The 15,380-nt window shown below is 51.2% G+C and carries 16 protein-coding genes and 2 pseudogenes; 9 read left to right on the forward strand and 9 right to left on the reverse strand.

From position 1 onward, the window contains the following. Window positions 1-41: 41 nt before the first annotated feature. The 4 genes and pseudogenes from dmsD to GPJ68_RS11800 all read right to left on the reverse strand — a co-directional run. Window positions 42-656: a Tat proofreading chaperone DmsD gene (gene dmsD / locus GPJ68_RS11785; RefSeq protein WP_019076764.1), complete on the reverse strand. Its 615-nt coding sequence runs from the start codon at window positions 654-656 to the stop codon at window positions 42-44. 42 nt (window positions 657-698) lie between these two features. Then, the gene (locus GPJ68_RS11790; RefSeq protein ID WP_104651630.1) at window positions 699-1,553 is read right to left on the reverse strand and encodes a dimethyl sulfoxide reductase anchor subunit family protein; all 855 of its coding nucleotides are present in this window, start codon (window positions 1,551-1,553) and stop codon (window positions 699-701) included. A gap of 1 nt (window position 1,554) precedes the next feature. Beyond that, on the reverse strand, window positions 1,555-2,172 hold the full coding sequence (locus GPJ68_RS11795) for a DMSO/selenate family reductase complex B subunit (protein WP_047417533.1): 618 nt from the start codon (window positions 2,170-2,172) through the stop codon (window positions 1,555-1,557). 10 nt (window positions 2,173-2,182) lie between these two features. Further along, window positions 2,183-3,207, reverse strand: a pseudogene (locus GPJ68_RS11800) (molybdopterin dinucleotide binding domain-containing protein); the annotation flags it as partial. Window positions 3,208-3,516: 309 nt separating this feature from the next. Between GPJ68_RS11800 and GPJ68_RS11805 the strand changes: the two are divergent. The 4 genes from GPJ68_RS11805 to GPJ68_RS25145 all read left to right on the forward strand — a co-directional run bounded on the left by GPJ68_RS11805 (window position 3,517) and on the right by GPJ68_RS25145 (window position 7,421). Beyond that, on the forward strand, window positions 3,517-4,857 hold the full coding sequence (locus GPJ68_RS11805) for a site-specific integrase (RefSeq protein ID WP_255489759.1): 1,341 nt from the start codon (window positions 3,517-3,519) through the stop codon (window positions 4,855-4,857). A gap of 13 nt (window positions 4,858-4,870) precedes the next feature. Further along, a complete protein-coding gene (locus tag GPJ68_RS11810) occupies window positions 4,871-5,479 on the forward strand; it encodes a hypothetical protein (RefSeq protein ID WP_180837366.1) in 609 nt (202 codons plus the stop codon). A 1,026-nt stretch (window positions 5,480-6,505) separates the two neighbouring features. After that, window positions 6,506-7,234 (forward strand): Rha family transcriptional regulator, encoded by a 729-nt coding sequence (locus GPJ68_RS11815; RefSeq protein ID WP_180837367.1) that lies wholly within the window; start codon window positions 6,506-6,508, stop codon window positions 7,232-7,234. A gap of 1 nt (window position 7,235) precedes the next feature. Next, window positions 7,236-7,421, forward strand: coding sequence for a hypothetical protein (locus tag GPJ68_RS25145; protein WP_255489765.1), 186 nt, complete (start codon window positions 7,236-7,238; stop codon window positions 7,419-7,421). Here the strand turns inward: GPJ68_RS25145 and GPJ68_RS11820 are convergent. Next, a complete protein-coding gene (locus tag GPJ68_RS11820; protein ID WP_180837369.1) occupies window positions 7,402-7,710 on the reverse strand; it encodes a hypothetical protein in 309 nt (102 codons plus the stop codon). The two genes, GPJ68_RS25145 and GPJ68_RS11820, sit on opposite strands and share 20 nt — an antisense overlap. Before the next feature lie 245 nt (window positions 7,711-7,955). On the opposite strand from GPJ68_RS11820, the gene GPJ68_RS11825 reads away from it, so the two are divergent. Both GPJ68_RS11825 and GPJ68_RS11830 read left to right on the forward strand, forming a co-directional pair. Further along, complete coding sequence (locus tag GPJ68_RS11825; protein WP_180837371.1) at window positions 7,956-8,447, forward strand: hypothetical protein; 492 nt, start codon at window positions 7,956-7,958, stop codon at window positions 8,445-8,447. 70 nt (window positions 8,448-8,517) lie between these two features. Next, a complete protein-coding gene (locus GPJ68_RS11830; protein ID WP_180837373.1) occupies window positions 8,518-9,504 on the forward strand; it encodes a hypothetical protein in 987 nt (328 codons plus the stop codon). Window positions 9,505-9,937: 433 nt separating this feature from the next. On the opposite strand, the pseudogene GPJ68_RS11835 reads toward GPJ68_RS11830, so the two are convergent. After that, a pseudogene (locus GPJ68_RS11835) lies at window positions 9,938-11,362 on the reverse strand (molybdopterin-dependent oxidoreductase); the annotation flags it as partial. Window positions 11,363-11,510: 148 nt separating this feature from the next. Beyond that, window positions 11,511-11,819 (reverse strand): DUF1161 domain-containing protein, encoded by a 309-nt coding sequence (locus GPJ68_RS11840; RefSeq protein ID WP_085951053.1) that lies wholly within the window; start codon window positions 11,817-11,819, stop codon window positions 11,511-11,513. A gap of 102 nt (window positions 11,820-11,921) precedes the next feature. Here GPJ68_RS11840 and GPJ68_RS11845 point away from each other — a divergent pair, with 102 nt between their 5' ends. Then, window positions 11,922-12,632: a YnfC family lipoprotein gene (locus GPJ68_RS11845; RefSeq protein WP_104651636.1), complete on the forward strand. Its 711-nt coding sequence runs from the start codon at window positions 11,922-11,924 to the stop codon at window positions 12,630-12,632. Between the two features lie 7 nt (window positions 12,633-12,639). On the opposite strand, the gene speG is transcribed toward GPJ68_RS11845, so the two are convergent. Together speG and GPJ68_RS11855 are read right to left on the reverse strand one after the other, a co-directional pair. After that, the gene (gene speG, locus GPJ68_RS11850; RefSeq protein ID WP_180837377.1) at window positions 12,640-13,200 is read right to left on the reverse strand and encodes a spermidine N1-acetyltransferase; all 561 of its coding nucleotides are present in this window, start codon (window positions 13,198-13,200) and stop codon (window positions 12,640-12,642) included. A gap of 35 nt (window positions 13,201-13,235) precedes the next feature. Beyond that, window positions 13,236-13,577 (reverse strand): DUF1283 family protein, encoded by a 342-nt coding sequence (locus tag GPJ68_RS11855; RefSeq protein WP_016153054.1) that lies wholly within the window; start codon window positions 13,575-13,577, stop codon window positions 13,236-13,238. A 153-nt stretch (window positions 13,578-13,730) separates the two neighbouring features. On the opposite strand from GPJ68_RS11855, the gene GPJ68_RS11860 reads away from it, so the two are divergent. After that, window positions 13,731-14,057, forward strand: coding sequence for a YnfA family protein (locus GPJ68_RS11860; RefSeq protein WP_075848236.1), 327 nt, complete (start codon window positions 13,731-13,733; stop codon window positions 14,055-14,057). Between the two features lie 107 nt (window positions 14,058-14,164). Continuing rightward, on the forward strand, window positions 14,165-15,379 hold the full coding sequence (gene rspA / locus GPJ68_RS11865; protein WP_016153056.1) for a starvation-sensing protein RspA: 1,215 nt from the start codon (window positions 14,165-14,167) through the stop codon (window positions 15,377-15,379). Window position 15,380: the final 1 nt, after the last annotated feature.

Raw genomic sequence — 15,380 nt, forward strand, 5'->3', positions numbered from 1 at the left:
AGGATGCTACACAGGCAGGACACATCCTGCCTGTGATGAAACTAACGGAAAAGTGGCTTATCGGCTATCGGGATCAGTAACTGCGACTGCCATTGCGCCAGCGTCAGACGGGCCAGCTCCCCCAGCGCCTGGTAAAACGGGTGATCAGCTTTTTCGATAAACACATCAAGGAAGCGGGATGACCACGGGAACAGATGCCAGGCCAGTAGTTGTTCGCACTCGGTGTGGCGTTCATTTTCAGCAAGCCAGGCCGTCAGCAACAGCAGTGAACCAAAGTGATCTTCTGGCTCATTTTGCTGCATGGCAAACTGGATGCCGTTGTCCCGCATCCACTGACGGAGTGCCAGCGTAGAGTCGCCAAACAACACGTTTTCACGATCCAGCCAGACGGATCCCCAGGGCGGAGAGGGTAGCGCATATGGACCGACAAACAGGCGTTGCCAGGCCTGCGGGAGAGGCTCATCGACCTCGGCTTGTAGCCGTGCAGCCAGCGGGAAAAGCATTGCCTGATCGAGCGGCCACTGCGCCTGCCAGCCATCGGCTCTTAACGCGCTGACTAATGCAGTGGCTTCCGCGCTATCTGGCGCATAGTAAAACAGTGCGCCGAGTACGCGCGCCGCGGTAGAAAAGTTGTCACCTTGCGAAAAATGGGTCATGCAAACAATCCTGAACAGTGCGGGTTGCCCCGCACCCGAAAGTTAACCTGCAACAGCCATTCCGACTGTCATATGTAAACCGTAAAACAATCCGCGGCCAATGATTTCACCGGCGAGGACTAACACCAAGCCCAGCGCCAGGCCGCCGACGGATGGTGCTTTACGACGGATCAGCGGGCATATCCAGCAGCCCAGACCGGCGGCTAGCAGAATGATGCGCCAGACCTGCAAGCTTCCGTAGTCGGGAACCAGCGCGCTGGCGGATTGCACCGAACTGTGGATCCCGCCGAGAGACAGCCCCTGCAGAACAATAACCGCCACGATCACCAGTAGGGCCAAAACGCTTACGTAGGCGAATCTGGCGGTGCCAAAGGAAACACCCGCAGCACGCAGCAGCAGGGCGGCAAACAGCGGTCCGCTCAGCAACATCGTCATAAAAAATGCCACCGTAGTGTAGCCGTTATACCAGGTCGGGACAGTGTCTATCTGGTAGACGCTGGTCATCGCCAGCATAAATACCAGACCCAGCAGCATGCCCACCAGCAGCCAGATTTTACCTAACACTGCGGGCATTTTACCGAGAAACGCCACCAGCCACCACAGGCCACCGACGGCGAAAAACAGTGAACCACTGGCGATTTCGTTACTCAGCGCAGATGCGCCAACTCTGTTCAGCGAGTTAAAGGCGCGCAGTGGCGAACCCAGGTGCATTACCGAGGCGAGAAAGGCGATGCCCATCACCAGCCACAGAAAAAACATGCTGCGCACGATACGTTGTTTTGCCACCTCGTCTTTAGCGGTCAGCCAGCCATAGCCACTCACTATCAGCGCTCCGGCCACGCACTGGCCCAGCACCGTAAACAGGACCAGCGGCCATTCATGCCATCCATTGCCCATGTTACACCTCCTGCGGATTCGCCAGATAACCCGTGGTATCCCCGGTCGGGCGGCTATTGGCGTTGGGTTTGATCACAATGTTCGGTTTGGTGAAGTGCGCACCTGGCAGCGGAGCGACCGCCGCCAGTTCACCGTGCTTTTTGCGCAGCTCATCAATTGGACCAAAGTCCAGCGCGCGCAGCGGACAGGACTCGACGCAGATGGGCTTTTTGCCGTCGGCCACGCGGTCATGACAGCCATCGCACTTGGTCATATGACCTTTGGCGGCATTGTACTGCGGTGCGCCGTAAGGGCAGGCCATGTGGCAGTAGCGACAGCCTATGCATACGTCTTCATCCACCACCACAAAACCATCTTCACGCTTATGCATAGCGCCGCTGGGGCAAACCTTGGTGCAGGCCGGATCTTCGCAGTGGTTACAGGCAATGGAGAGGTAATAGGCGAAGACATTCTGTTGCCAGACGCCGTTATCTTCCAGCCAGTCGCCTCCAGCGTATTCGTAAATACGCCGGAAACTGACGTCGGGAGTGAGATCCTTGTAATCTTTGCAGGCCAGCTCGCAGGTTTTACACCCCGTGCAACGGCTGGAATCAATAAAAAATCCATACTGAGTTGTCATGGGTTAGTCCTTATGCCTTCTCGATCTCGACCAGGTTAGTATGCTGTGGGTTGCCTTTTGCCAGCGGCGACGGGCGCTGAGTTGTCAGCGTATTGACGCAGGCGCCATGGTCAATCTTATCGCCAGCCATATCGGCATCGTGCCATGCACCCTGGCCCATTGCGCTTACTCCGGGCAAAATTCGTGGCGTTACTTTTGCTGGGATACGCAGTTCACCGCGATCGTTAAAGACTCGCACCATATCGCCATTTGCAATCCCCCGTTTTTGGGCATCGATGGGATTTATCCATACTTCCTGACGACAGGACGCCTGGAGAACATCTATATTGCCGTAGCTGGAGTGGGTGCGGGATTTGTAGTGGAAACCAAACATCTGCAGCGGGAATGAACTGCGTTTCGGGTCATCCCAGCCTTCAAATGTGGATGCATAAACGGGAAGCGGACTGATTACTTCGTCCTTTTGCAGTTCCCATGTACTGGCAATTTTCGCCAGTCGGCTGGAGTATATTTCAATCTTGCCAGACGGCGTTTTGAGCGGGTTGGTCTGTGGATCCTCGCGGAATTTTCTATAGGCGACAAAGTGTCCGTTAGGATCTTTGCGTTTATAGATCCCCATTTTTTCAGCTCGTCATAAGTCGGGAGCGCGGGGTCTTTAGCCAGCATTTTTGCATACAAATACTGAAGCCACTGCTCCTGGGTACGGCCTTCAGTAAACCGTTGATAGACATCATCGCCAAGACGTTTTGCGACTTCACTCATTATCCAGTAGATCGGTTTGCGCTCGAACTTAGGCGACGTCGCGGGTTGAATAAAAATGAGGTAACCCATGTTGCCTGCATAATCGTTAGGAATGATGTCTTCCTGTTCGACGGTCATTAAATCAGGCAGCAGAATATCGGCATATTTGGCCGAAGAGGTCATGAAGTTTTCAATGACCACAATCATTTCGCATTTCGTGTCGTCCTGAAGGATCTCATGCGTTTTATTGATATCTGAGTGCTGATTGGTGATGGTGTTGCCCGCGTAGTTCCAGATGGACTCCATTGTCAGACGGATGGACGGACTTGAAGTAGTTGACTTAACGCTACTTAAGGTCTTGATATGACTGACATTAATCATGATAATACTGTATATCCATCCAGTTGTTTGCTAGGGTCTCCCTATCTGTATGGGCAAGGTTACACCCCAAGTCCTGACACAAGGCTGACACAAATCAAGGACCTTGCAGTGCCTCAGATAGTCCGCAGAGCTAACGGTCGGTATACTATCCGTCTACGGCTTAAAGGGGACACCAAGCCATTTCTTTCAGTATCGACCCGCAATACAGACAGGAGAGTCGCCGTCATGCGTCAGAAAGAGTTAGCCGCTACAGCTAAAGCATTCATGTTGGATAAGCCGGAAGTCTCACTACGGGCTCTTACAGCCCACCTGAGGTCTATGGCTGAGCAGTTCCTGACAGACGCTAGTGATGATTATTGGAATGGGGTAGATGTTGCTACTCTGGTCGACGAGAAGTCGAACCTGAGGGAGCTAGCCGCAACGCAGGCGCTGAGTGTTGACCAGCAGAAGGGCATAAGGTTGGCGCTGGAAGTCCTGACCGCAGCGCAGCAGCGCGTAGACACTGGGGATACCTCCGGTCTGATTGATATTGTGATGAATAACCATACAGGTTACTCAACTATAGGTGACTCTACGGCAATTCTGAGTAACGAGCAGGGGGGCAGCCCAGAAGTATTCACGCAGGAGCGCCAACCTGAGGTCGCTATCTGTAGTTTTTCTGAGCTTGTGTCCTCACTGCTGGCTGAGAAGGTCCAGACCTTGAAGTCATCCAGCTACAAGGACCTGTCGTCCTCACTGAATACCGTCTCCCGGTTCCTTACTTCTGGCATGGACCTGATGTCCCGCTCTGAGTGGCTGGCAGTGAGGGACGCTATGCTGTCTGCTGAGGTGAGACCATCGACGATTAACAAGCTGCTGACCAAGGCGAAGATGTGTCTTGATTATGGTCTGATGAATGGGCAACTTGAGGGCCGCAATCCGATTGAGCGCATGAAGCTGACCAAGGATGTCGACTCGAAGCGTAGAGCATTCACTGACGAGGAGCTGGAGAGACTTCTTGTCCGGGTAGAGGCTGAGTATCAGTTCACACGACACACCGCTCACACGACCTCTGAGGCTCGCAGATGGGCGACTTTGGTCTCTGTGGTCACGGGCGCTCGGTCTGCTGAGGTCTGCCACCTGACTAAACGTGACATTGTTACTATCGACGATATGGTTTGTATCGACATTAATGAAGATGGGGACGGGAAGTCCGTAAAGAACAAGCATTCAGTCCGACTTGTACCGCTGACCAGTGGTGCCTATGGGTTCGACCTTGAGTCTTTCCAGCAGTGGGTAGACACTCAGCCTGATGATGGTCCTCTCTTCGGGATGACACCGAGCGCCTACTCTAGCTGGTTTAACTCAAGGGTCCTGACTGAGGCCCTGCCAGACGCTGATAACGTCTCACTTCATAGTCTGAGGCATTGGCTGGCGACCCGCATGAAAGAGCGTGGTGTCAATCTGGTTGACGCTCAGGGCATCTTGGGTCATAGCTCGCAGTCAATCACTTACGACCTGTACGGGAAGGGGCACGCGGTTGGACGTCTGGCTGATGCGCTAAATCTGGCACTGGTAGGGATGTGAGTGGAGAATCGTAATGGTTAAAGAGTTTAAAGTCCGTAAAGAAAATAAGCCGTCATATGAATGTATGATTACTGCTGAAACCTGTTTGGGGTTAGCAGGTCTGGCGACCGAGGAGTGGGAGCGTGAGCACCATTATCGTACAGGTATCATATTCACTGCCTTTGCTATTGAGGCTATGTTCATCTTCTATAGAAAACAGGTTGACCCCGGTTACGATAAGACGAAACCAGAGTGCAGAAAGACAATGCACAAGAAAACGTTAAAATTGTGCGGCTTTACTAATTATATGGGGACAAAACCTTATCAAATTATCAAAGAGTGTCTTGAGGTAAGAGATGCAATTGCTCACGGCGATTCGTACACTTCCAGCTTTAATTTCTCAGCGGATTATTTGGATAACCAAGACGATATTGCAAGAGGTGTCTTGGCGGTAAACTCCGAACAATTCCGGGGATTAACTGCCGACCTCCTTAAGAAATACATTGAGATGGCAAAGCATATTGACCATGAGATTTATGATAACGGTTACAGGCCTTCTGAAGAGGACCTCCCGGCAGCCGAGCGTAGAAACCTGATGTTAGCTTTCGGCGTCAGTGGGGTGTCAATGTGGCCTAGCGCCTGAACGTAGGGGCTTAACTAGCATTTTGAGAATAGATATGGTTCTGCGAAATATTATAATTGATATAGTTTACAAGTGTTACAATTAGCGGGCATTATACCCTCACTATAGGGAAGGGGACTAAACTATCACTATAGGGGGCCCCTAGCCCTCGACCCATACACACATTCATTTAGTCTCAGGCTTCCGGCAGCGGACCCGATTGGAAACCATCCGCAGACGCCTAGTGTTAAATCACCTTGGCCTGAGACCATTCTCTTTTAACGTAGCTATCTCTCTCCTTTGACAGGCGGAGAACATCAGACCTCAGCGGAACTTCCGTCTATGAGACCATCGGTGTGCGAGATTGTGAAGAACCAAGACATCATTGCTGAGGTCTGCCATCCATTTGTGGACAGGCGGAAACTCAAAGAGGTTAGACCAGTAGTGGTGTCTGAGGTTGGACTTTGAGTCCTGACCAGCAGGCTGGAGAGACCATGAGTTTATCTTGTTATGGATTGTGTTATCACAATTCCAATAAAGAGAACTTTAAGTCCAGCCTGCAGTCCTGTCAGCCCGAAGTAAACTATGGTCGCTATGATGTGGTCTCCATGCTTCGGGTCTAACTGGAGGTCAGATTATGGCCTTATCAGGTAGCAAATCTTATACCCTCACTATAGGGACTGGACCCTTAGCTATCACTATAGGGACCATACATTCCGCCTCTGGCCTTGATGCGTCAAGTTATGCGGAAGCTCTCCCGACATTAAGTCTTTCTCCATACCAAGGCTAGCAAGACAGCCTCTGTCAGACTCCCAGCCCGTTAGCGTTCTCGTGTCTTCATTATGACTTGGGTCTATCGCCGCTCACCATCTGGACGTCGGACATGCTGTCTTGCACCTTTATCACTACTGGTCATCGCAGACCACATCACAATTACCCCAAGTCATTCTGTTTGCGTCCTGTTGCCTGCTGGTCTCCCTTTACGTGGGGGCTTGAGTAGGTCAGTGGGGTGCGACTTCAGGGTGCAAACAAAAGGAGTACACGTAAATGTCCCAACAAGAAATCAGCATCATTAACCTCGACCAGCTTGTGTCCATGACCTCAGTTGAAATTGCGGAGCTGACAGGCAAGGAGCACCGAAATGTCCTGCGTGATATTCGCAATATGGCTGAGGAGCTTAACGTCCTCAAAACTGAGCAGTGCTCAAAACTGAGCAGTCATATCGGGGTGACTGAAGATGTCTATCTAAACGCGCAGGGAAAACAGCAGCCGCTGTATCGTCTCGACCGTAAGCATACTTTTATTCTGGTCGCTGGCTATTCCGTTCACCTCCGCGCCAAGTGTTACGACCATATTCAGACGTTAGAGCGTCGAGTCCTTCAACTGGAAGACCAGAAGACGCGAGCAGCCACTCAGTCTGCTAACCGTCGAGGCGTGACTTGGGGCGACTACTGCAAAACCTATGGTCTACCCGCTCAGAAGCTAATGACCGCACTTCTTCAGCATCGTGGTCTATTTCGTAAGAACCCAATCAGTAACGAGTGGTCTGTAAATCCGAAGTATTCCGACTGCTTTCGTATCCTTAAGCCATCTGACCAGAAGTTCTCAGCAGGTGGTTTTAACTTCCGGTTCAACCCTAAGGGGCTTGAGGTCTTCGGTAAGCCTGCGACAGTCGATAAACTGAGAGGCATCCTTATTGCCTTTACTGGCACCGACCAGCAGAAGCAAGAGCACCTCCTGAAGCAGGCCCAATCCGGCAAGCTGGAGGGACTCTGAGATGATTGACCCGCGCACACCTAGCGGTAAATTAACCCTGCGTTACCGGGGTCTTCCCACTTCTATTCTATTGTCGATGCTTGGTGTAGATAAAGAGGCTACGAATGACCGACCATTTTATTCTCGTAATGAGCTAATAGAACAGTTGGTCATTCGCAATATGTCAGTTAACCGAGAAAGTAAGTAAGAAACTTTCTGGTCACTGCGTCAGTAAATCCTATAAGTAATGCGATAGCCGAAGGGATGATATTAATTGCTGCGACTGAAAGTGATTTCATTATTCCTTGTCTTCTAGGTGAGTTTATTAAAACCGCAAAGATAAACACTGGAATGAATGCAAGTAGGGCTACGGTGATTATGCGTTCAAGCATATACAGTGTGTGCCAAGTTATCCCACCTGTTATATATCCAGCGCCGTATCCAACCGCATAAAAGCAGGCTAAGTAAAGCAATAAGCTAATAGCTAATTTAGGCATGAAACATTCCTGAGTGTCTTTGTAAAGGTTGTCGCAGCTTAGCAAATAACCACATACCTATTGATCGTTTGTTCCAATCGTAATGTCTTCAATTGATCGTTCAGAGTGATCAAACCTAACCGTTAGTAGCTCGCCTACTCACTACCCTATTTAAAACCTTTTGAGATGACCGATGCGGGGAGACCGTAGGCATAACTGTGCCTGCGCGACCGATAGTCTCAACCTTCTCAAGAGGAGTATTAACAATGTTATTCGACCAAAACGACTGGAAACTCCAAGTCACCGACATCGACCTTTACGCAAATACTTGCAAGCTGGACGGTGAGCCATACCTGTTATCACTGGCGTTAAAGACTCTCATCCCCGGCTATGTGTCTGGATTTAGTCCGCGAGCTGCCGAACCGATGGAGCTGCTGGAAGTCCTCGCTGAGGCTGGCGTGACCATCGCTAACTTCTTCGGCAAAGACCTTATGTCCGCATATCGTCTCCGCCAGCAGGCCAAGACCAAAGCTGCTGCTGAAGCTGCTGAGACTGTACGCATTCAGGCTGAGCGTATGGCTGAGCTGAACATGACCCCAGAAGAGAGACTCGCAGCGGCCCAGAAGCGTGACCAGCAGAAAGCTGAACGTCAGGCCTATGGTGACTCTATTCGCAACGCTGTGTCTTCCACTGGTCGCTCACGAGCCTCTAAGCTGGTGGAGATTGACGGCATGGACAACTGGATGGACAGCTTGTAATCACAGCCACATTCGGTCCCGGACTTAAAGCTGGGACCTCAAGTATTTACGATTAAGGAGATTGATTATCATGACAACTATTAAAGACGCTTTCCAGTTCGGCATTGAGCCAGCCCGTATCACCAACACTGACAACATTCAGGTCTCTGAGCAGACAGCTACCGAGCCGCAGGTCTACGCGCTTCAGCTAGCCAAGACCGTCAAGGCTATGCTGAATGCAGCACTTCAGGACGCAGAGTCTAACATCCCGTTCCCGGTTGAACTGCTGCCGACCCGTAACAGTTTACCGACCCCGATTATTGCCCATACTCTGGCTGACCGTTCTGTGGTCGTTCCGATGGGCGGTGGTAAGGCTCCTGCTGTAGTTACTGCTGCGGCTGGGACTGAGATAACTGTTGAGCCGATTGAGCAAGCAATCCTTGTCAGCTATCAAACCAAGCTCTGGGACACTAAGACCCTCTCTGGCTTCACGACTGGCACACTTCAACAGGACGCCCTGAACATCTGCGAGTCTGTCGTTCGGTCCATCAACTCCAAGATGGTTGACGTGCTGATGACCTCCCGTCTGGTGAAGACACATCACGAGGTCCCTGTGACCACTGGTAAGATGGTTGATTACGCAGAATCACTGCTGGATGGACTGTATGCCTATACCGAGTCCTCTATGGGCGCTTCGCTGTGTGACTACGGAATCCTGATGCACGAGGACGAGATTCGTGCTCTGGGTCGACTGGCTACGTCTAAGGGCTTCGGTGGTGAAGACGCAATTAAGGATATGCTGGGAACTGACATCGCCTACTATAATGGTCGAGACCGAGGGGCCTTCATGCTGGCTAAAAGGTTCACTGCGCTGAGCTTCGGTTGTCTGCGTACTGATGGCGAGCATATCAATGTGGTCCTGTCTCGTGATGGTAACAGCCAGTCCCACGACCTAGAGATTCGCGGTAAGGTTCACGTAGTCGCAGAACCAGCGGCGACCATTAAGATGGGGACGGGCAGTGTTAACGCTCTGCTGTTTGTCGTACAGCGTCTCGTCTGGGACCGCACTAATCCGTAAGAGCTAACAACTGGTCAGGACCTTCGGGTCTTGGCCTTATTTCAGGTATGGTAGTATATCAATGGTGGGAGGTAGACACATGGACCTACACAAAGTCTATCTCGTGGTCTTCCTCATCAAGATGGCGCTGGTGGTCGTGCTGGTGTCAGCTCGCTGATGGTGGTTCTTAGACGATGAGTTTTGACTGAAAAATGTGAGGACCCATATCACTCTTTAAGCAGACGACAGCTCCCCCATAGGCCCTGCTGAGAGTCCAATAGACCGGGGGTCGGACGGATAGTCCCTCACCTTAGGCTGGTGGTCGAGACGCTGCTAGCTGACTACAAGCACTGGAACTGGATGCCTGAATGACACAAGGCTGACACAAAGGCTGACACAAGGTCTTGACTCAATGTAGGACCTCAGGTGTAATGCGGTCTCGCTTCAAGTCCTTGAAGTTCCAGATAAATTTAATCGGCACGTCGAGCTTATCTTTCCCACGTACGCCATCGCGGGTAGCGGTCATTTCCGGGCCCCGGACGATTGCGTCGGTCCAGTTAAAGCAGGATATCTGGGTCTTAATGGGATTTTCTGGCAGCGGCATACGCTCAATCGTGATGGTGTAGGTTGATTCTCGTGCACCGCTATTGCCGCCGTTGATGCCAACGTTGCCGGTCAGGATCGGCAACATCGCGATTGCGCGTGAGGTCAGCTCGCCGTTAGCCTGGCGTTGCGGACCCCAGCCCTGACAAATATATGCGGGTTTTGTACTGCCGATTTCCCGAGCCAGTTTGATAATGCGCTCGGCTGGGATCCCGGTAACATGTGAGGCCCACTGGGGAGTTTTAGCGATACCGTCATCACCGTTGCCCAAAATATAGGCTTTGTAGTGCCCATTAGCGGGTGCGTCGGCGGGCAGGGTTTTCTCGTCGTAACCGATGCAGTATGTATCCAGAAACGTCTGGTCAACGAGATCTTCGTGAATCAGGACCCAGGCGATTCCGGCTACTAATGCGGCATCGGTCCCCGGACGAATAGGGATCCATTCATCTTCACGACCCGCTGCGGTATCGGTATAACGCGGGTCGATGACGATCATCCGGGCATTAGAGCGCTCCCTGGCCTGTTCCAGGAAGTAAGTTATTCCACCTCCGCTCATACGCGTTTCGGCGGGATTATTGCCGAACATCACCACCAGCTTCGTGTTTTCGATATCGGAGGTGCTGTTGCCTTCGTTTGAACCATATGTATAAGGCATTGCCGCCGCGATTTGTGCGGTACTGTAGGTGCCGTAATGACTCAGGAATCCGCCATAGCAGTTCATCAGGCGAGCGACCAGCGAGGCATAAGGGGAGGAGCGAGTAATGTTGCCGCCTACAATGCCAGAGGTGTAGTTGATATACACGGCCTCGTTACCGTATTTGTGCACGGTATTTTTCAAACTGGCACTGATGGTATCCAGTGCTTCCTGCCAGGTTATACGCTCAAATTTACCTTCACCGCGTTTGCCCACGCGCTTCATGGGGTAATTCAGGCGATCCGGATGATTGATCCGTCGACGGATTGAGCGGCCACGCAAACAGGCGCGAACCTGGTGTTGACCATAAATATCGTTCCCGGTCGTATCGGACTCCACCCATACGATTTCATTATCTTTGACGTGGAGTTGCAGGGCACAACGGCTGCCGCAGTTTACGGAACAAGCGCCCCAAACCACTTTTTCTTCAACGGGTTGTATCGCCTGCTGTACCGCTGCGGCGGCAGTGCGCATTCCGAAAGGTAACGACAGCCCACCCGCGGCAAGCGCCAGCGAACCGATTGCCGAGGATTTCACTAACGTCCTGCGGCTAATGCCTCCATATTGCTCAGTTTTTGACATTACTCACCCCATTATAGTTATCGCTATATATTAATTTCTATAACGAAATTAATAGCATGCTAATAATGGTTTGAGTTTACCCACTTATGGGTATGTCATCTTAATGCATATCAAACTGGAGTGACCCTCCGCGCACGGAGGGCGTGATTTATTGCGGTTCGGCGACGTGCCCGTCCTGGGCAGGGGTGCTATTGGCAGGGGCGTTGCCACTGTTGGTTCGGGTATAGAGAATTTTGTGCGTATCGTTTGCACAATGTCCCACGACCAGTGAATCAGGCTGATCGGCCTGATCGTTGGGAACAATGTTCAGCGTAAAGCTGGATTCAGCAACGCCATTATTAATGATCCGCTGTTCGATATCGCTTTTCACGCGTTCACATGACGCCGGTGCCGCCAAAACCTGCGGGGACGCGACGGCCAGTAAGAGCGCGGCAATTCCTGTTATGTATTTCATCATCAGCTCCTTTATGATCGACCTGGACTAAGATTAGCATTTCTGGTGTAAATAACTGTATTTGCTAATATGATTGAGAATTATCTTCTTATCCCGGTGAAAAATGTGAAGAAAAAGATCTTATTAGGTTTCCTGTGCGTCGTGCTGGCCGGGTGTGATAACGCCAAAGGCCTGGATTCCTTTACGCCGGAAATGGCCAGTTTTTCCAATGAATTTGATTTCGATCCGCTGCGCGGGCCGGTTAAAGATTTCAGCCAGACGCTGCTTAATGACAAAGGTGAAGTCACCAAGCGCGTTGTCGGTACGCTCTCACAGGAAGGGTGCTTCGATACGCTTGAATTGCATGATATTGAAAGCAATACCGGCATGGCGCTGGTCCTGGATGCTAACTATTACCGGGACGCCAAAACGCTGGAAAAACGGATCCGCTTACAGGGTAAATGTCAGTTAGCAGAACTGCCTGCGGCGGGCGTGGTATGGGATACCGACGATAACGGTTTTGTCGTTTCCGCCACGGGAAAAGAGATGAAGGTGCAATATCGCTATGATGCGGAAGGTTACCCGCTGGGTAAAACCACCGTCAATAAGGACAATACCTTGCAGGTTGATGCCAAACCGTCGGTTGACCCGTTGAAGAAGCTGGATTACACCGCGGTAAGCCTGCTCAATAACCATCCGTTAGGTAATGTAAAACAAACGTGCAAGTATGATGACTATGCTAATCCGGTCAACTGCCAGCTTATTATCGTTGACGAGAGCGTGAAGCCGGCAGTTGAACACCATTACTCGATTGAAAACACCATCGATTACTATTAGTCAGTCTTTATTGAGCGGTAGGTTGCAGCAGGTTGGGACCTGACGTTTTATGTTCTGCCAGATACTGCTGCTGGAAGATACACATGCGGATAGTGTTGCGGTATTGACCGTTGATAAAGAATTCATGAATCAGCTCGCCTTCGACCATAAACCCGAGTTTACGGTAGATGTGGACGGCTTTTTCGTTCTCTTTATCAACGATCAGATACAGCTTATATAAGTTAAGTACGGTAAAGCCGTAATCCATCGCCAGCTTAGCAGCCCGGGAAGCCAAGCCTTTGCCCTGATACTCCGGCGAAATAATGATCTGGAATTCTGCCCGGCGGTGCACATGGTTAATTTCAACCAGCTCCACCAGTCCGGCTTTTTCACCGTCGCATTCCACAACAAAGCGACGTTCACTTTGGTCGTGGATATGCTTGTCATACAGATCTGACAGCTCAACAAATGCTTCGTAAGGTTCTTCAAACCAGTAACGCATTACGCTGGCGTTGTTATCAAGCTGATGGACAAATCGTAAATCTTCACGCTCCAGCGGGCGCAGCTTAACACTGAGGGCGCTAGTCATATCGTATCCTTTCAATATCTTTCAAAGTGCAATCATTATGGGGCAACGGTGCGGCCAGTGCGGCGGTCGAGGCAGCGCAAGGTGTTGGGCTCCCAGTACGCATTAATATTAGCGCTCTGTTCGCATTTATCACGGCTATCGAAAGCTGCGTCGGTTTTGTCCCACTCTTTCTCTGCACGCTTGTTGACCTTCTGGCGTAACTGACGCGTATCGTTCCATTGTTCCTTTTCCATTGCTGCCTGTTGACGACTTTGCGCACTGTCCCCGGATTCAATGATCAATTTACTGGTTTCAGCAAATGCGGAAGAGGTGTACACAGCCGCAGCCAGCGTCAGCATAGCCGTCAGGCACAGGCGTTTGGTCAGTGTAATATTCATGGTGAATTCCTTTTATGGGAAAGGGAAAAAACAATAAAACAGGGCTAAATTCTACACTATTCTGGCTTGCGGGCATACCCACTCTGCGGTGATGGATACGCTAACGACATTCTGTCGTATCATGGTTAAACCGAAGGTAACTGAATAACATCAATGCTTAAGACCACATTCCTTTTTTTCATCACCGCGTTATGCGAAATCATTGGCTGCTTTTTACCCTGGCTCTGGCTTAAGCGAGGGGCTACGGCCTGGCTGCTGATACCCGCCGGGATGTCACTGGCCTTATTCGTCTGGTTACTGACGCTGCATCCGGCAGCAAGTGGGCGTGTGTACGCGGCCTATGGTGGAGTTTACGTGGTGACTGCGTTGCTTTGGCTACGCATTGTTGACGGCGTAAAACTTAGCCTGTACGACTGGTCAGGTGCGCTGGTGGCCCTGTGCGGCATGCTGATTATTGTGGTTGGATGGGGGCGCGCATAGCGCCTTTTTTGTGATCAATCAGCGCTTTTTTGATCTTCATACTTGTATGGTAGTAGCTCAGTTGGGTAAATTTCCTGCATCACAAGAACAAATGCAAGGAATAAGAGATGAAGATTGTTGGGGCTGAAGTGTTTGTCACCTGTCCGGGGCGTAATTTTGTCACGTTGAAAATTACGACAGACGATGGGATCACTGGGCTGGGAGATGCCACGTTAAACGGACGCGAGTTATCCGTAGCGTCCTATCTGAAAGATCATGTTTGTCCGCAGCTGATTGGTCGCGATGCGCACCGAATTGAGGATATCTGGCAGTTTTTCTACAAAGGCGCGTACTGGCGTCGTGGTCCGGTCACCATGTCGGCGATTTCCGCGGTGGATATGGCATTGTGGGACATCAAAGCGAAAGCGGCGAATATGCCGTTGTACCAGCTGCTCGGCGGTGCATCTCGTGAAGGCGTTATGGTTTACTGTCACACCACAGGCCATACCGTTGATGACGTACTCGAAGATTATGCGCGTCATAAAGAGATGGGCTTTAAAGCAATTCGCGTGCAGTGCGGCGTGCCGGGTATGAAAACCACTTACGGTATGTCTAAAGGCAAAGGACTGGCCTACGAACCCGCCACCAAAGGGCAGTGGCCAGAAGAGCAGTTATGGTCAACGGAGAAGTACCTCGATTTCACACCAACACTGTTTGAAGCCGTGCGCGACAAGTTTGGTTTCAACGAACATCTTTTGCACGATATGCACCACCGTCTGACGCCAATTGAAGCGGCCCGTTTCGGCAAAAGCATCGAGCAATACCGTCTGTTCTGGATGGAAGACCCAACCCCGGCTGAAAACCAGGAATGCTTCCGCCTGATCCGCCAGCATACGGTCACGCCGATTGCGGTAGGGGAAGTTTTCAACAGCATCTGGGACTGCAAACAGCTTATCGAAGAGCAATTGATCGACTATATCCGCACCACCATCACCCATGCGGGCGGTATCACTGGCATGCGTCGAATTGCCGATTTCGCGTCGCTGTATCAGGTACGTACCGGTTCGCATGGACCTTCCGATCTGTCTCCAGTATGCATGGCCGCCGCGTTGCACTTTGATCTGTGGGTGCCGAACTTCGGCGTACAGGAATATATGGGGTATTCCGAGCAAATGTTGGAAGTGTTCCCGCACAACTGGACCTTTGATAACGGCTATATGCATCCTGGAGACAAACCAGGTCTTGGGATCGAGTTTGATGAAAAGCTGGCGGCGAAATATCCGTATGACCCTGCATATCTGCCTGTTGCTCGTCTGGAAGATGGCACGTTGTGGAACTGGTAAA

Origin of the sequence: Citrobacter sp. 172116965, assembly GCF_013458095.1 — a bacterium.
GTDB lineage: Bacteria > Pseudomonadota > Gammaproteobacteria > Enterobacterales > Enterobacteriaceae > Citrobacter > Citrobacter braakii.